Below are 16288 nucleotides of genomic sequence, written 5' to 3' on the forward strand. Positions count from 1 at the left end.
CCTTTCAAAGCGGCTGACAGAATAAAAAATCGCCATTCTAGCAACTGCTGATACTGAATTGGATTGCACAATCCAGAGATTTCAGCCATGAGCCCTTACGATTTTCGAGGAAAAACGACAGCGCTCATTTTTTCTCGAATAGCCGCTTGCAACTCACGAAACTCAATCATCATCTGCTCGACCTCGACTGCGCTTGCTCCCTGGCCGTTTTTCTCCGCAAGCCAGAGCTTCAACAACCCAGCGACCCGTCCCAAGTCGCCATTGATCCTGCCTAGATCAGCCACCGCCTTGAGATCGACGACCGAACGGATCGGATGGTGGAGAGCTCCCGCCCGCAGTAAAGCAGATAGGGAAAGCCCAGCGTTGCGGGCGCGGCTTTCTATTTCTGCTTCTTCAACAGCAGTCACGCGAAACCGAAGCGTGCGGTCGCGGTTCAATCCCTCCTTTTTGGTGTCGCTTTGTTTTGGCATGGCTCCTCCTTTCTTGGATCGCGGCAGCGATTGATGGCCTCGCAGAGCAAGATGCCGTCGAACCGCAGGTGAGTAAGGTGGCGGTGTTTGTAGAGGAAGGGCGAAGCCGTGTAGCTACAAACACACATCTTGCCGTCCAGCTAGGCGCAAACATATGCGTATCTATGCGAACAGCTCAGAAGGAGCGATCATAAGCATACTTACGCATGTCTACGCTAGATTACGCATGTAAAATATGCAACTTTATGCGCATACTTGCGCAACCATGCTTAGGCGGACTCTGCGATGACAAAAACACCAAAAAAAGGGCTTACAGGTGCTGGCCGGGTCGCATTTTTAGCGCGTCTTGAGGAATTCCGTAGCCTGATCCAGGCGGGGTGGCCGGTGACGGTCGTGTACGAGAACCACGGTGGGGATAAAACTGGTCTGAGCTACAGCCAGTTCGCCCGATATGTCGGAAAATACATCCGCACGCCGACCAAGCGCGGAGATCAGCGCCCAAAGGTTGCAGAAGAGACACTACTTTCTACGACGCCACTGGTAGAACAAACGCAGTCTGGCGTGACGGTGCAGCCAAGCACCATGTCAAAGCGTCAACCTGGGTTCAGGCATGATCCTAACAGTGGCAACAATCGTGACGACCTGATCTAACATTGGTGGATGTCCGAGAGCTTCAGCGACCTCGCCTCTCTCAAGCGTACACGGCCATTAACGACGCAAAGATTTGCCCCCCCCCAGCATGCGACGCCGACTGATTGAAAATCACATTCCGTCGGTTCTTTGAGAGTTTTCTAGGAAACCTCATCGGCATTCGCCGCCAAATCGGCATCCTCCATGTCAACCTAATTAGCCAATCATTCCATCGATGCAACCGGCATATCGGGGCACGATCAAGCACGAATAATAGTGACTGATTGAGGTCGGCATATGCACCAAATAATCTCAAAGCCCATCAAAGACAGAACGCTGTCAGCTAATACCCCGCATAGAACGACCGCTTATGCGCTCGGGAAGCTTATTCGCCAAATGGCCAACAGCGCCAAGATTCTCGGAGCCGTTTTTGTAGGGATGGTATGCATCTCCCCTGCCCGTGCTTACGCAATCTATTGCTCGAACTGCTCGACGTTCTATCAGCAGATGTTCGAGTACGTCGAGGCCGTTAATACCGCCTTGAACACCGCCGAGACGTTACAGACGCAAATTCAGCAGTATCAGAACATGGTCACTCAAGGCACCGGCTTGCCTAGCTCAATGTTCGGCAGCGTCGCGGCCGATCTCAAAAAAGTGGCCCACATCTACACCCGCTCGCAGTCTCTAGGCCGCCAGATCCAGAACATGGACTCGCAGTTCAATACGGCTTTTCCCGGCTTTCAATCCTACCTGAATCAAGCTGCAAACTCGGCAGAAGTACCGTCGGGTGAGCGCTATCAGAAGTGGTCAGAGCAAAACCGCGACAGCGTGAAAATGGCGCTTGAGGCGGCGAACCTCAACACCAGCACTTTCGAGTCTGAGGATACCCAGCTCGATCACATGGTGGCTCGCTCACAGTCGGCCGTGGGCCGGATGCAGGCCATTCAGGCAGGCAACGAGATAGCCTCTCAGAACGTTCAGCAGTTGCAAAAGCTGCGCGATCTACTGGCCACGCAAATAACCATGCAAGGTAACTATATGGCTCAGCAGGGCGACCGGAAGGCTGCTAGCGAAGCCGCCGAGCAAAAGTTTGAGGCCCGTAAAAATAACTGGGGGCCTTCCGAGGATTTCTAACCATGTTCATATCCAAAAATCTGATCGTTGGGTTATGCATCGCCTCTGCTCTTGGAGGCTCTGCTCTATCTGGATTCATTGTTTCTATCCGCACCGATTGCGTGGCTGTTGAGCGGTCGATGCAATCAGACACGGATAAGAACTTTGAAGCACGGAAAAACAACTGGGGCCCGTCTGAGGATTTCTAACTATGCAACGCTCAGCATTTGTAGCACTGGTTATTGCAATACTCTTGCTTTCGACCGGTAGCGCGATGGCAGCAGGAGATGTAACTCAAAGCAATGAAATGAACGGGCTTTTGCGGATGCTCTATCAAGCCGCAAGTGAATGGTCGCCACGGCTACAGGGCTATGCACTCAAATTACTGGCATCTCTCGCTCTCATCCAATTGGTTTGGACGTTCATGCCATTAGTGATGAGACAAGCTGACTTAGGCGAAGTTGTCGGCGAGCTGATCCGCTTCTTCATGGTCATTGGCTTTTTCTACGCAGTCATTGAGCATTCCGTGCCATGGGCGACAGCCGTAGTGGACAGTTTTCGAGAAGCTGCGGGCACGGCTAGCGGTTTGGGCCGTGCGCTTCAGCCCGGTGATATGTTCGCGGTGGCGGTCAACTTCTCACGCACCATCGTGGAAGGCATTTCACTTTTTTCTCCGGGTAAAGCAATTCTTATCGCGCTTGTTGGCTGCTTGGTTTTACTGTGCTTCGCCTTTATCGCGGCATTTATGTTTGTGACGCTTGTAGAGTCGTACGTCATCATTAATGCCTCCGTACTGTTCTTCGGTTTCGGTGGTTCACAATGGACACGCGATTTTGCAATTGCACCACTCCGCTTCGTTGTCGCAGTAGGTGCCAAGCTGTTCGTCTTAACCTTGATCGTAGGAATTATTGTCACGTCGGCTAAGTCCTGGTTAGCGGCTTATACCAATGACGAAGCATCTCTGATGACATTGGCAGGTTTGGCTTTGGTATGCGCCTACCTGACCAAAACTATTCCCGAACTGATTGGCGGGATGATCAGCGGCACGTCAATGGGTGGAGGTTCGGCCATCGGCGCAATGGCAGCGGCTGGCGCTGCCGGTGCTGCTGCCGCAGTCGCCACCATGGCCACGGCCGGTGCCGCTGCGCCCGCCGCAGCTGGTGCGCTTGGCGCTGCCGGTGGTGGTGCAAGTGCCGCAGGGGCGGCTGGTAGCGGAGGATTGGCTAACTCTATCAACTCCAGCTTTGCCGGTGCGGCAAACTCCGGCATCGGTGCAGCGGCTTCAATGGGCAACGCCGCGTCCTCTGGAGTGGGTGCCAGTACTGGTGGCGCTGCAACCATCAAAGTCTCTACACCAGCAGGTTCGAGCGTAGGTGGCGGTACCACTAAAGCGACGCCCAGCCCTGCCCAGCCACCTAACAGCGGCGTGCAGCAGGCCGCCAAGCAGGCTGGAAAGGTAGTGCAAGACAACGACGACAAAGACAAAGACAAACAACAAGAGACACCCAAAAGGGGTACTGAAGTGTCGGGAAATTCCCTTTCTCAAGCGGCGAATGGAGGTGCGAAGGTGCTCGGGGTGATGGCTTCAATGGCTGTACCGGGCATGGAGAATGCGCACGGCCTATCCCTTGGTGCTGGATCAACCCCACCTTCAAATAGCGAGGCCAATTCGGCCGCTCCAAAGAGCGGCGGAGAGTTAGCCGCTGATTCCGAGCAGGGGGATTCCAACGTGATCCGTCCAGCCTCAGACGCAAGCCCTACTACTGGTCGCCTAGCCTCGCTGAGTGTGCCGGGTACGGCCTCCAACAACGAAAAAACGGAGAAATAATCATGATGGGCTTTCTGATGTTCGCTGGATTCGTAGTATTCGCCTTTACATTCGCCGTTGGCATGTGGGCACTCGGCCGGTGGCTGCGAAGCAAAGGTTACGGGCCGCAGCTAGACAAGTTGGATCGGCAGTACACGGCGTTGCAACTTTGCGTTAGGCCGCTCGCAATGTCCGCTTCATATCGCATGTTTGTCGGGGCACAGGCTCTGAATCGTATGCCTTTGCTGGGTAGCAAGACTAACGCTAACTTGAACCAGCAGGTTCTGACGGCGATCCGAGCGGCGCAGGAAGCCCAAAGGCTCGACTCCTCCGTCAACCGCTGACCCTACAATCCCCCGCCAGAGTGCGGGGGTTTGTTTCCTGGGGCCACCAAATCCAAGTAGTACGCACGGACTTGTCTCAACTCACCCCTTCAGCCCCCGCACGTAAGCGCAATCTCCCCCGGAGTTCGAAATCCATGCCGCCTATTACTTCGGACCTGCACCCTACTGGCACTCCTTCAGAACGACGACCCCAGACAGCCTTGATTCAACGCGCGGAAGGCTCTGCCATTAGTAATACGCACGGACTTTGAACACTTGGACCATCGGCCTGGACGGGCCGCCGTCAAAGCGCGGGGGCTTCGCCATTAGTAATACGGACGGACTCTGAACACTCTACGTCCGGAGCTTTGAGATAGCCCGAGACGGCCCCCACGGACACCGCCATTCGCTTAGCGATGGCTCGCACGCTCAGGCCTTCGCGTCTGAGGGCCTGCGCCTGCGCCTGCTTAGCGTTGGCAGCCTCAAGGTAGGTTTCTCGGTCTACAGAACCGGCAGCTCGCCTCCGAAGCTCATGGCGCCTCCTATCGCGCTCAGCAGCCTCGACCCGACTGACTATAGTCTTGAGCTGGCGTTGTTCGTCGGCAGTGATCCCGAACAAGTTGATAAGGGTATCATTCTTCGGCGTGTACAGCGGCGCGTAGTCCTTGCCACCAAAGCTAACCTTCTCCCCGGCCTCATAGGCTTTGGCCTTGCTGAACAGGGTCATAAGCTCTTTCGAGCGGCTATTCCACTGCGGATCAAGTTCGCGGGCCAGCGCGGCCGCTTCGTGGTACATCTGCTTGCTGTTGGTCGCCCCGGACAGCAGCAGGAAATTCAATCGCCAAAACAGGTGCTGCATGCGGCTGCCTTCACCGACACCACCGCGCAGCTCGGCCAGCTTGCGCAGGTCTTCCAGCCGATCCCACGCGAGCTGTCGGCCGGAAAACCCGCGCAGATTGTCAGCTTTGCTGCCGGGCACCAAAAGGAAAGGCTTTCTCGTTGCGCGCTGTTCGGCCTGTTTCTGTTGCTCCTGCCGTTGCTGCTCGATAGTCCATCGGGCTGCCGGTAGCAGGGCCTCGGCCAGATACTCGAAGTTGTAGCGGATCGGTTGGCCATCGTGGCCGCTCTGGACATGAACCACGCGGCAGACTTCGCCGCTCTTGCTGTTGACCGTCTCGACGGTGCGCAGCACGCGGCTGGCATCCTTGGCCATCGGGTCGGCCCCGACGTGCGCGAGGCGATCCACAAGGTAGCGTTGGCAGGCGTTCCAGCGGGGCAGGGCCTGTCGTGGAATCGTGCCATCCAGCAGCCACTTGGCCTGAATGCCCCGGCCGCTGTAGATCAGCACCGACGGCGGCGGCAAGCCCTCTTCGGCGCAGAAGTATAGGACCGACGCGGCCAGTTGATCAGGCGTACGCCCCGTTAGTCCGGGCACGCGATAGGTGTCGAGGTCGGTGAACAGCAGACCAAGTCGCAGGAGATTAACGACTCGTCTATTGGGTCGGATGAACTCTGCTTGGGACATCCACGTGTCACGTTCTTTGTCCAACAAACTGAGCACTTTTGGCATATCAGTCAAACGATGAGAAGACTGGCGCTTTTCACCTCGGGAGTCGACGAGCAACGAAAAAAAACCGGCTCTGGCCCTATCGTGGTACATCTGCGCTTCGTCCTGAGAACTTAAAAGCGCAAGCTGTGAACTTACGCTATTCAGCTGTACCAGAGCGCTTGCAGTGTCTGAGTAAGGACACGATATCGACCTTGTCTCAGGCCTGACCCTCACCGCTCAGACTGCCATTCCTGGCCTAGGAGCGGGGCCAGACTCCCTGCACGTATCAATCCACTCCTCTACCTCGGCCAAATCCCACACGACCTTGCGGCTACTCACCGTAATGCGACGTGGGAATTTGCCCTTCATTTCAAAGTTATAGATCGTGCGCTCACATAGCGGGATCATCGCCAGTAGCGTCTTTTTGTCGATGAGTTTTTTGCTCGAAGAATTCATAGCTAGGCCCTACCAGTCACAAAGAATGTGTGCCTGATCGTGCCTTTAGGTGCCTATTGCTTCGACAGAATGATTGGCTATAATGGTTGACATGAAAAAAAAGACGGAAATAGCTATTTGGGAGGGTTGTGACACAACCGTTTCAGAGGCAATAGAACGGTTCAGCGATCATTGGAGCCCCTACTCAACAGCATCGAAGCGCTTTCCAATAGCCCGACTGATCGAAGAGCAAATCGACCAGGCTGTAGCGGTTTACGCCGAAGGACTTCCTGCGCGTTACTTAGGACACATACCGGGAGCCGGGACAGGTGTGTCGTTCAGCGGAATCATGACGCTGGTGGGACTTCCCGCCATGGCCCGTCTACAGCGCCAACTGCTACGAACCTTTGTTATGACCCATGACCAACAGTCCGAGAATGATCGCTGCTTTATTGCGACGCTCGAGACACTGATAGAACTGGTGATGGCATGTGACCGTAAAAAACCTGCAAGCAAAGATGTGCGCGGTTTGAATGGTCAGCGTTTGAAGGGATTTTGTAGATTTTGTGGCGCAACAGCAGAACTAACGTCCGTCACCGATGAAGGCCACCAGCGCGATAGCAATGACAAGCTTCGCCTTAGCAACCTTTACTGCACAACCCATCGTCCGAAGACTCATGATGGAAGCTGGAACCCGGCTTACAGACAAGCAAAAAGATCCGTGGTGCAGTTCGACCTCGAACTAGCGAGACTGAGTAGACAATGCGCTATGCGTGCTGAACCGCAGGCGAAATCAGGTGACGAACTCGTCGACGCGTATATCTTTCGATACATGCTTAGCCAAACGCTGCACCTTGCGGACGAAGCAGAGTTAAGAAACCTCGCTCGGCTAATGGTAGACATGAAGCTGACAGACAGGAGAAAGCAAATCCTTGTACTGAAAAAACTCGGCTTCAATCAGTCAGATATCGCTCGCCGACTGGAGATCGAGCGTCAAGCAGTATCGAAAGCTCTTCGTTCAGTTCCTGATTTTTTTCTATTTTCGCCAGAGTGAGCGCACCAGCTCAGTAATGTCACGCACTTAAGCATACACTTGCATTCGAGGCGAGCCGTCACCTGCGCTCGGCCTAATAAATCCTTTGCATAACTTTCCCAAACTACCTTGCCGCAGATTTTTACTCATCTTCTTGAAAATCTAACTTGAGGTTGAGCTTGCTTTGGTAGACACCAATTCTTTTCTTAGCTCGCTCAATTACGTCGCTGAAATGCAATATCTCAAAGTAGGTCTCACCCAACTTTACCCCACTTTCGGGGTCATTAAGAGAGCTCGATTGAAACCATCCGTTACCCATTGGGAATTTAGTCCAGCTACCAATTACTCGAAGCGGATTTACACTATCACCTATGAGGTATCCATAAAACTTCTTCAGCTTTCCGCCTGACTTTGCATTGAGGAGGTAAGCATACTCTTGAAGATCACCGATATGCTCATCCATCTTGACGCCAGGTGCTTTAAACTCCACTATGATAGCCGACCCTTCCTTGCTGAATATTGCAATGTCAGGCCGCTTTCCACTGTTTTCGCCTGAACGTCTCTCAAGTATCTCCTGAATTCCCTTGTCAACATCTGCTGAAAATATTTTGCTTCCATCATCCCAAGTTAGCTTCGAGAGCGGAAGATCTGAAGCGATATAGTCGTAATAATGATACTCTTCGTTCAAAAGCCAGATGTCGTGGTCGGAGACCTCTGAGCTGTCTTTCCGCATTGGGAAGAAGATACTATGAATTATTCGCTCGTCCTTGCGACGTGCATCACTATCAATATTTTGCATCGCCAACCCTTTCTTGCATGCCAGCTCGAGTGTCTGGACGATAGCGGCACGTCGAACGATGACTTGGGATAAATTCGCCATATCGATATTTTTTAATGAGGCAGTATATTTCCACGAAAGCTCATTAATCTTCTCCCTAAAGCCTTCGGAGTCAGGCGCTGACTGAGTAATTTCGTCCTTAAGAGTCATGATCTCGGCGGTTTCATTAATGACTCGCTCTTGGTATTTCTTTAAGACTCGCTCGGCAACAGCCAGAGGTGTATCTCCATAGACGATGCGTGTTGATGTATCTCTCAGCATGTCTTCGCTAATCCCAAACTGATTTGAAGTCAGTTTAATTACCGACTCTTTTTTCCAATCTGCAGGGGTTGCCATTCTTTGAATGACAGGATCTATCGCTTCGTAAATGGCGGCGTATGAAATCCCTTCAGGTGAAAACATACCGCCTGGCGTATACTCGGAGGCGATATACTCAAAATCATCCCGCTGCTCATTGACGCGCAGGTCAAGATATTCGCTTTCGATGAGGATGATGTGATGGTAATCGCCAACTGGGTTGTTTTGCTCGCTTTTAGTGCGCAGGTATCTTGACGTAATATCTTTGACTGGGGAGGACTTGGCACATAGTGCGATAGAGTTTTTAGGAAGATCGTATTGCCTTGCGTCGAGTTTATAGTGAGAAATTTTAAAATTTTGAGGATCAGCCACGCACTCGCCAGTTTCTGGATCGTACTCTTTGGCTGTTACTGTTTCTACAATTGTGACGCTCGGTAGATCGGACCGCTTCAGAGTAGAGTTTTGAGCTTCTTCCTTCCAATGCTGGCTGCTGAACTTAATTTCAAAATCACCTAAACTGCTGTCAAGGCTGATTAACCGTTGAAGGAATGTTACAAGGAAATTTTTCTTCAAAGCTGACGCTGAGAAGAGAGAGCTTAATTCATCACCACGCATGATCTTGGCATGCACAAACGGCTTGAGTTTCTTCAGAGTGATACGCGTCCCGGCCCGAGCCTTGGTACTTGGAGCCGAACTGAAGTTATCGGCATCAATCTGCTTTTGAGGTTCCAGGTAGTGAAGTTTTCTCTCGGTGAACGCGTTCCCATCCGGGTAGTCGCTCTCAAGTAAAAGCTCTGAGAAATGATGAAAAAACTGGATCCGACCCGCACCCTTACACTGACCAATCCCTGAAATTGACAGGTCATCTTTATAGGATGTGTCCTTAGTTAGAAAGGCCTTAAGCTGTTCGTCTCCCAAGCCGCAGCCATTATCTTGGCAGGAGACACTCATATCTTCCTGGTTCTCATCCAGCCCGGCGGGGACGAATTTCACCTCAAGCTCAACCTGCATATCGGGAGCGTGTGGATCCATAGATTTACGGATTAGATAAGAGTCTATTGCGTTAGAGATGAGCTCTTCAAACACGACATACGGATTGGTGCTAAGCTTGGTATTTTTTATGCTTCCCCGGATGTCAAGTGTCATGGTTATCCCTACAATAAATTTTTAAGTATCAGGCTAACCTTCAAGGCTGCCGCATATTTATATCAATTTCTTTGCAATATGGCATTTTTTGAAGAGTCATACCGGCTAGCACCGCGCCTCATACGAGCCTCCGATGAGCTCAACGGCATGCCTGCTTCTGGCCGTTGGCTGCCGGATATGGATGGCTGCTTTCGCCCCTTAACCATGCGTGCGACTGCTCATGGCGATGTAAGCGGTTGTCCAGCACCGACGAAAACCATGTCTAATGCTGGGCAGTTCCCCATCAAGCGATTAGCTAAAACGAGTGACAGCCATGAGCTACCCATTTATTTTCCGAGGTTTCTTGAGCGTCCACTCATCAATCATATCGGCCCAATCCTGCAACATCGCACGACGCTGATCCCGGTATTCGGCCTTGTTGTAAACGGCGCGCACGCCTTTCTGCTCGTGCGCAAGACACTTCTCGATCCAATCGGAATTGTAGCCCGCCTCGTGCAACAGCGTGCTGGCCGTGCGTCGCAGGTCGTGGGGACCGAACTTGCCTAGTGGCACCCCTTCCTTTTGGGCAAGGCGATAGGTGAGTGTCAGTACCTGGTTGATCGTGGCGGCACTCATTGGCAAATCGGAGTCGTAGCGTGACGGCAGGATGTACTCAGAACCTCCGGCCAAGGTCTTCAACGCAATGAAGAAATCTAATGCCTGCCGGGACAGAAACACCAAATGAGGGTTTCGGCGCTTCATCCGCTCTTTGGGGATTGTCCACAGCGCCTCACTGAAGTTGATCTCGCTCCATGTCGCGTTGGTTAATTCGCTTTTACGCACCATCGTGAGCAGCAGGAGTTTAGCTGCGGCACGAACCGATGTCGCTGTCCCGATCCGGTCCATGTACTGGTACATCAGCGCAATTTCATCAGGCGTCAATGCTCGGTCGCGTGGCTCGAATTTAGCAATGCTGGCAGACCTTACTAGATCCGCTGGGTTTTCAACCTTCTGACCACGCTCAATGGCCCAACGGAAAACCTGCAGCACGATCTCACGCGAGTGGACGGCGGTTGCAGGCGCACCCCGCTCTACTATCGCGTCAGTCAACGCTCGCAGGTCCTCATGGTTTATTTCTACCAGCTTCTGATTGCCAAACTTCAGCTTCAACTCGCGCTCATAGACTGATCGGCGCATGTCTCGTGTCGAGTCCGCCATCTGGTAGCCGCGTAGCCATTTTTCAGCCCAAGCATCAAAAGTCTCAGCGCCCTTCGTGCGGGCCTTCGCACGTGCTTTTTCCTTAGCTGGAGACTTGCCAGCGGCGACCATCTTCTTCGCCTCCCCTAGCCGTTCGCGAGCCTCTGCCAGAGTGATCCCGCCTGAGCCATAACGACCGAAGGTGATGGTCTCCTGCCGGCCATTGATGGAGTAGTTGTAGCGAAAGGAGATCGAGCCAGCTTTAGTGACGGCTACGTACAAGCCGTCACGGTCAATAACCTTGTAAAGCTTGTCCTGGGGCTTGAGATTTCGAAGCTTGGTATCGGTGAGCATGGCGTCCACTATTTCTACGAAAAAATACCATGCCCTGAAAAGCGCGGAAAAATTGGGGCCATCCCCAGTAAAACCGGGCCTTTAGGCTAGCTCGATACCATGCCAACCCTGAGGCAAAGGGCATGGTATTGAGCGTCATGCATGGCATTGGATACAGTCAGTACCCCGTACCATGCCACATAAACACCGTGCTTGGCGATGCAAAACGCTACCTGTATTTGCCAGACCCAAAAACTCAAAAGCCCGCAATTACGCGGGCTCTAGGGCATTTTTTGCTAGATCGTGCAGGACAATGCCTGACGTGGGATCATTCCCACTCAATCGTCGCCGGCGGCTTGCTCGACACGTCGTAGGTAACGCGCGAAATGCCTTCGATTTCATTGATGATGCGGCCGGAGACGGTTTCCAGCAGTTCGTAAGGCAGGTGCGCCCAACGTGCGGTCATGAAGTCGATGGTTTCCACGGCACGCAGGGCCACGACCCAGGCGTAACGACGGCCATCGCCGACCACGCCAACCGATTTCACTGGCTGGAACACCACGAAAGCCTGGCTGACCTTGTGGTACCAGTCGGCCTTGCGCAGTTCTTCGATGAAGATGTGGTCGGCACGACGCAGCAGATCGGCGTATTCCTTCTTCACTTCTCCGAGGATGCGTACGCCCAGGCCCGGGCCCGGGAACGGGTGACGGTAGACCATGTCGTACGGCAGGCCCAGTTCCAGACCCAGACGACGGACTTCGTCCTTGAACAGTTCGCGCAGGGGCTCGACCAGTTTCAGGTTCATCTCTTCCGGCAGGCCGCCCACGTTGTGGTGCGACTTGATCACGTGCGCCTTGCCGCTTTTCGCGCCAGCCGACTCGATCACGTCCGGGTAGATGGTGCCCTGCGCCAGGTACTTGATGTTGTCCAGCTTGCAGGATTCGGCATCGAACACGTCGATGAAGGTACGGCCGATGATCTTGCGCTTCTTCTCTGGATCGGCTTCGCCGGCCAGATTGTTGAGGAACTGCTCTTCGGCGTTGGCGCGGATCACCTTGACGCCCATGTTCTCGGCGAACATGGCCATCACTTGCTCGCCTTCGTGCAGACGCAGCAGGCCGTTGTCGACGAAGACGCAGGTCAGTTGATCGCCGATGGCTTTGTGCAGCAGCGCCGCAACCACCGAGGAGTCAACGCCGCCGGACAGACCCAGCAGCACGTTGTCGGTGCCGACTTGCGCGCGGATGTTGGCGATGGCGTCTTCAGCGATCTTCGACGGCGTCCACAGGGCTTCACAGCCGCAGATGTCCAGTACGAAGCGCGACAGGATGCGGCCGCCCTGCTTGGTGTGGGTCACTTCCGGGTGGAACTGCACGCCGTAGTAAGCGCGCTCGTCGTTGAACATGCCAGCGATCGGGCAGCTCGGGGTGCTGGCCAGGATGTGGAAGTCTTCCGGCATCTTGGTGACCTTGTCACCGTGGCTCATCCATACGTCGAGGCCGAACAGGCCGTCGGCGTCGATGTGGTCTTCGATGCCGTCGAGCAGGCGGCTCTTGCCGACCACGTCAACGCGGGCGTAACCGAACTCACGCAGTTCGGAACCTTCAACCTTGCCGCCCAGTTGCTCGGCCATGGTCTGCATGCCGTAGCAGATACCGAAGACCGGCACGCCCAGGTCAAATACTGCCTGCGGGCAGCGCGGGCTGTTGGCTTCGTGTACGGACTCGGGGCCGCCGGCGAGGATGACGCCTTTAGGCGCGAATTCGCGGATCGCATCTTCGTCCATGTCGAACGGGTGCAGCTCGCAGTACACGCCGATCTCGCGCACGCGGCGGGCGATCAGCTGGGTGTATTGCGAACCGAAGTCGAGGATCAGGATGCGGTGAGCGTGAATGTCGAGGGCCATGATTCAGTCTCGTCTTAAGTAATTCAGAAACAGTCGTGATTCAGAAACAACTCGGGGCTGAATAAAACAGCCCCGGTTGCTTGATGATTTGCTTGAAGCCTCAACCTACGCGGTAGTTTGGCGCTTCTTTGGTGATCTGCACGTCGTGAACGTGGGATTCGGCCATACCGGCACCGGTGATCCGCACAAACTCAGGCTTGGTGCGCATTTCTTCGATGTTGGCGCTGCCGGTGTAACCCATCGAGGAACGCAGACCGCCCATCAACTGGTGGATGATCGCCGTCAGGGTGCCTTTGTACGGCACGCGGCCTTCGATCCCTTCCGGAACCAGTTTCTCGGCGCCTGCCGAGGAGTCCTGGAAGTAACGGTCGGAAGAACCTTGCGCCTGGGACATGGCGCCCAGCGAACCCATGCCGCGATAAGCCTTGTACGAACGGCCCTGGAACAGTTCGATCTCGCCCGGGGCTTCTTCAGTACCGGCGAACATCGAACCCATCATCACGCAGGAAGCACCAGCGACGATGGCCTTGGACAGGTCACCAGAGAAGCGGATGCCGCCGTCGGCGATCAACGGCACGCCTGTGCCTTCAAGGGCAGCGGCGACGTTGGCGATGGCACTGATTTGCGGTACGCCGACACCGGCGACGATACGGGTGGTGCAGATCGAGCCAGGGCCGATACCGACCTTGACCGCATCGGCGCCCGCTTCGGCCAGGGCCTTGGCGGCTGCGCCGGTGGCGATGTTGCCGCCGATCACCTGCACTTCAGGGAAATTCTCTTTGACCCAGCGAACGCGGTCGATCACGCCCTTGGAGTGACCGTGCGCGGTGTCGACCACCACCACGTCCACACCGGCGTTGACCAGCGCAGCAACGCGGTCACCGGTATCTTTACCGGTACCGACGGCAGCGCCCACGCGCAGACGACCTTGATCGTCCTTGCTGGCCAGCGGGTAAGCCTTGGCTTTTTCGATGTCTTTGACGGTCATCATGCCTTTGAGGGCAAACTTGTCGTCGACGATCAGGACTTTTTCCAGGCGGTGCTTGTGCAGCAACTCGCGGACTTCGTTCTTGTCGGCGCCTTCACGCACGGTGACCAGACGCTCTTTAGGCGTCATCACTTCACGTACGGTGGCTTCCAGACGGGTTTCGAAGCGGACGTCACGGGAGGTGACGATGCCGACCAGGTCGCCATCGTGCAGCACCGGAACGCCGGAAATGTTGTGCAGGCGGGTCAGTTCGAACAGGTCACGCACCGTGGCATCAGCCTCGATGGTGATCGGATCTTTCACGACGCCGGCTTCGAACTTCTTGACCTTGCGCACTTCGGCAGCTTGCTGCTCGATGGTCATGTTCTTGTGGATGATACCGATACCACCTTCCTGAGCCATGGCGATTGCCAGACGGGCTTCAGTGACGGTGTCCATGGCGGCAGAAACCAGAGGAATATTCAGCTCGATGCCACGGGTAAGGCGGGTCTTGAGACTGACTTCGTTAGGAAGCACCTCGGAATAACCGGGCACTAGGAGAATGTCGTCGAATGTCAGAGCTTCTTGGCTGATACGCAGCATCGCGGGGGCTCCCGAGCGGGAAAATGGAAGCGCGCCATTATAGTCAGACACCCCCTGCTGTTCAATGTAAAACTCAGCTTAATTGATGTACGGGGCCTGCTGTTTTCTGTAGGAGCTGCCGCAGGCTGCGATCTTTTGATCTTGGCTATAAAAAACAACGTCAAAAGATCGCAGCCTGCGGCAGCTCCTACACGTTCAAAGTTCGACTTTTACCCAACTGACAGGTTGATCGAGCCAATCGGCGAACTCATCGATAAAGCTCTGCTTGAACCCCGCTTCCAACCAGTTGTTGAAGATAAATCCCAGGTTGGAAAACGCGCATTCCTGCAAGTACAGAAAGCCGTTGATGTCGTCTTCATGCCCGCACTCCGGGCAGGTGAAGTTGTCGGTGCGGCCTGGAAACCAGTCTTCGAGGCTTTCGAACAGCGCTTCGCCGACTTCGCGGCGGCATTCGGCGCACCCGGCCTCCTCGAGAAAGCCTTTGGCCGGCGTGTAGATGCAGCGTTTGACGATGATCTCCAGACCATTGATCGGCTCGCCAAAAGGCAATGCCTCGGGGTGCAGCACCACCGCACGTGCGCCGTCGGCAATCGCGTACGCCATGCGATTGCCGGTGCGACCGCAGGTGCTCAGCTCTTCCTTGACAATATTCTTGCGTACCAGCCAGCGCAGAATCGCCCGGGCCCGGGGTTCGTGAACCGGCAGGGTGGAGATTTTCGGGACGATGATGCTTTGCGAATTCATGGAAAGTCCTGCGGTATGGCTTCTGACGCCTTCGCGGGCAAGCCCGCTCCCACAGGGATATGCATTCCAATGTGGGAGCGGGCTTGCCCGCGAAGGGGCCCTAAAGGCCGGCAGCTTAATCCCTGAAGAAATCCGGTCAAGTACTCACGCCATACTAATAATGTAGCGCCCGATCAACGCAATCCCGCTCGCCAGCACCAGCCACGTCACTAACCGCACAAACGCCTCGCGCGACAAGCGCATCGTCAACCGCCGCCCGATCCACAGGCCCAGCGCCATGGCCGGCAACAGACAAACCGCCAGCATCAACAAGGGTAGCTCGGCATACACCCCGGCGAGGGCAAACAGGCTCAAACGCACCACGGTGCTGCAACTGATCAGCGCACTTTGCGTGGCCCGCGCCGCGTCTTTCGGCAGGCGACTGTTGAGATAGATCGCATATAAAAAGCCACCACTGCCAAACAGCGCCCCAAACAATCCGCCGACCGTGCCCATCGGCAGTGCCCATGCGGCGGACAACTGCGTCGGCCGGGTTTTCACCCACAGGCTGTAAACCGCATAAGTGCTGATGAACAGCCCCATCAACAGCAGCAACAGGTCGGATTTGAGGTTGAGCAGGAAAATCACCCCCAACGTGCACCCCACCGCCATGCACGGCAGCAGCCGCAACAACTCGGGTTTCGCCACATCCCGGCGCGAGGGCAGCAGATTGCCGAACGCCGCGACAAAATCCAGCAGCACCAGCAGCGGCACGATTTTCGATAACGGCATGAACAGAATCAGAATCGGCCCCGCGACCAGTGCGGTACCGAACCCGGCAATCCCGAACACGATATAGGCCAGCGCGATCCCCAAACCGATCACCACCCAGCCGCCTGCGCCCCATGTCCATTCGCTCAACAACCCAACCACACTCAT

At 55.0% G+C, this 16288-nt stretch carries 15 protein-coding genes; 6 read left to right on the forward strand and 9 right to left on the reverse strand.

All coding sequences use genetic code 11. The annotated features are described in order from the left end of the window. Positions 1–95 precede the first annotated feature (95 nt). The gene (locus tag ACYZUM_RS20230) at positions 96–470 is read right to left on the reverse strand and encodes a plasmid mobilization protein (protein ID WP_169922023.1); all 375 of its coding nucleotides are present in this window, start codon (positions 468–470) and stop codon (positions 96–98) included. A 285-nt stretch (positions 471–755) separates the two neighbouring features. Here ACYZUM_RS20230 and ACYZUM_RS20235 point away from each other — a divergent pair, with 285 nt between their 5' ends. The 5 genes from ACYZUM_RS20235 (at position 756) to ACYZUM_RS20255 (ending at position 4364) form a co-directional block, all read left to right on the forward strand. Continuing rightward, positions 756–1121: a TraK family protein gene (locus ACYZUM_RS20235; RefSeq protein WP_169922024.1), complete on the forward strand. Its 366-nt coding sequence runs from the start codon at positions 756–758 to the stop codon at positions 1119–1121. A 375-nt stretch (positions 1122–1496) separates the two neighbouring features. Next, positions 1497–2234: a P-type conjugative transfer protein TrbJ gene (trbJ, locus tag ACYZUM_RS20240; RefSeq protein ID WP_473061366.1), complete on the forward strand. Its 738-nt coding sequence runs from the start codon at positions 1497–1499 to the stop codon at positions 2232–2234. Positions 2235–2236: 2 nt separating this feature from the next. Continuing rightward, complete coding sequence (locus ACYZUM_RS20245) at positions 2237–2422, forward strand: hypothetical protein (protein WP_053932020.1); 186 nt, start codon at positions 2237–2239, stop codon at positions 2420–2422. A gap of 2 nt (positions 2423–2424) precedes the next feature. Next, entirely contained in the window at positions 2425–4041 is a 1617-nt protein-coding gene (trbL, locus tag ACYZUM_RS20250) for a P-type conjugative transfer protein TrbL (RefSeq protein ID WP_169922025.1), read from the forward strand. 2 nt (positions 4042–4043) lie between these two features. Next, entirely contained in the window at positions 4044–4364 is a 321-nt protein-coding gene (locus tag ACYZUM_RS20255; protein ID WP_169922026.1) for a hypothetical protein, read from the forward strand. 283 nt (positions 4365–4647) lie between these two features. Here the strand turns inward: ACYZUM_RS20255 and ACYZUM_RS20260 are convergent, their stop codons facing one another. Continuing rightward, on the reverse strand, positions 4648–6003 hold the full coding sequence (locus ACYZUM_RS20260; RefSeq protein ID WP_169922027.1) for a replication protein: 1356 nt from the start codon (positions 6001–6003) through the stop codon (positions 4648–4650). A gap of 126 nt (positions 6004–6129) precedes the next feature. Further along, positions 6130–6348, reverse strand: a complete 219-nt coding sequence (locus ACYZUM_RS20265; protein WP_169922028.1) for a helix-turn-helix transcriptional regulator — start codon at positions 6346–6348, stop codon at positions 6130–6132. 82 nt (positions 6349–6430) lie between these two features. Between ACYZUM_RS20265 and ACYZUM_RS20270 the strand changes: the two genes are divergently transcribed. Then, positions 6431–7381, forward strand: a complete 951-nt coding sequence (locus tag ACYZUM_RS20270; protein WP_169922029.1) for a LuxR family transcriptional regulator — start codon at positions 6431–6433, stop codon at positions 7379–7381. 121 nt (positions 7382–7502) lie between these two features. Here ACYZUM_RS20270 and ACYZUM_RS20275 read toward each other — a convergent pair whose 3' ends face one another. The 6 genes from ACYZUM_RS20275 to ACYZUM_RS20300 form a co-directional block, all read right to left on the reverse strand. After that, the gene (locus tag ACYZUM_RS20275) at positions 7503–9641 is read right to left on the reverse strand and encodes a hypothetical protein (protein WP_473061133.1); all 2139 of its coding nucleotides are present in this window, start codon (positions 9639–9641) and stop codon (positions 7503–7505) included. Between the two features lie 318 nt (positions 9642–9959). Further along, positions 9960–11171, reverse strand: coding sequence for a tyrosine-type recombinase/integrase (locus ACYZUM_RS20280; protein ID WP_169922031.1), 1212 nt, complete (start codon positions 11169–11171; stop codon positions 9960–9962). Between the two features lie 307 nt (positions 11172–11478). Further along, on the reverse strand, positions 11479–13056 hold the full coding sequence (gene guaA, locus ACYZUM_RS20285) for a glutamine-hydrolyzing GMP synthase (protein WP_041071851.1): 1578 nt from the start codon (positions 13054–13056) through the stop codon (positions 11479–11481). Between the two features lie 100 nt (positions 13057–13156). Further along, the gene (gene guaB, locus ACYZUM_RS20290; protein ID WP_041071849.1) at positions 13157–14626 is read right to left on the reverse strand and encodes an IMP dehydrogenase; all 1470 of its coding nucleotides are present in this window, start codon (positions 14624–14626) and stop codon (positions 13157–13159) included. A gap of 195 nt (positions 14627–14821) precedes the next feature. After that, positions 14822–15370, reverse strand: coding sequence for a hypothetical protein (locus tag ACYZUM_RS20295; protein WP_041071848.1), 549 nt, complete (start codon positions 15368–15370; stop codon positions 14822–14824). A gap of 144 nt (positions 15371–15514) precedes the next feature. Continuing rightward, entirely contained in the window at positions 15515–16288 is a 774-nt protein-coding gene (locus tag ACYZUM_RS20300; RefSeq protein ID WP_473061134.1) for a sulfite exporter TauE/SafE family protein, read from the reverse strand.

Source organism: Pseudomonas sp. m6p (assembly GCF_055760375.1).

What these genes read in the sequence shown, in the direction of transcription:
- ACYZUM_RS20230 (WP_169922023.1), bottom strand. Translation starts at nt 470, where the DNA reads ATGCCAAAACAAAGCGACACCAAAAAGGAGGGATTGAACCGCGACCGC.
- ACYZUM_RS20235 (WP_169922024.1), top strand. Translation starts at nt 756, where the DNA reads ATGACAAAAACACCAAAAAAAGGGCTTACAGGTGCTGGCCGGGTCGCA.
- trbJ (WP_473061366.1), top strand. Translation starts at nt 1,497, where the DNA reads ATGGCCAACAGCGCCAAGATTCTCGGAGCCGTTTTTGTAGGGATGGTA.
- ACYZUM_RS20245 (WP_053932020.1), top strand. Translation starts at nt 2,237, where the DNA reads ATGTTCATATCCAAAAATCTGATCGTTGGGTTATGCATCGCCTCTGCT.
- trbL (WP_169922025.1), top strand. Translation starts at nt 2,425, where the DNA reads ATGCAACGCTCAGCATTTGTAGCACTGGTTATTGCAATACTCTTGCTT.
- ACYZUM_RS20255 (WP_169922026.1), top strand. Translation starts at nt 4,044, where the DNA reads ATGATGGGCTTTCTGATGTTCGCTGGATTCGTAGTATTCGCCTTTACA.
- ACYZUM_RS20260 (WP_169922027.1), bottom strand. Translation starts at nt 6,003, where the DNA reads ATGTACCACGATAGGGCCAGAGCCGGTTTTTTTTCGTTGCTCGTCGAC.
- ACYZUM_RS20265 (WP_169922028.1), bottom strand. Translation starts at nt 6,348, where the DNA reads ATGAATTCTTCGAGCAAAAAACTCATCGACAAAAAGACGCTACTGGCG.
- ACYZUM_RS20270 (WP_169922029.1), top strand. Translation starts at nt 6,431, where the DNA reads ATGGTTGACATGAAAAAAAAGACGGAAATAGCTATTTGGGAGGGTTGT.
- ACYZUM_RS20275 (WP_473061133.1), bottom strand. Translation starts at nt 9,641, where the DNA reads ATGACACTTGACATCCGGGGAAGCATAAAAAATACCAAGCTTAGCACC.
- ACYZUM_RS20280 (WP_169922031.1), bottom strand. Translation starts at nt 11,171, where the DNA reads ATGCTCACCGATACCAAGCTTCGAAATCTCAAGCCCCAGGACAAGCTT.
- guaA (WP_041071851.1), bottom strand. Translation starts at nt 13,056, where the DNA reads ATGGCCCTCGACATTCACGCTCACCGCATCCTGATCCTCGACTTCGGT.
- guaB (WP_041071849.1), bottom strand. Translation starts at nt 14,626, where the DNA reads ATGCTGCGTATCAGCCAAGAAGCTCTGACATTCGACGACATTCTCCTA.
- ACYZUM_RS20295 (WP_041071848.1), bottom strand. Translation starts at nt 15,370, where the DNA reads ATGAATTCGCAAAGCATCATCGTCCCGAAAATCTCCACCCTGCCGGTT.
- ACYZUM_RS20300 (WP_473061134.1), bottom strand. Translation starts at nt 16,288, where the DNA reads ATGAGTGTGGTTGGGTTGTTGAGCGAATGGACATGGGGCGCAGGCGGC.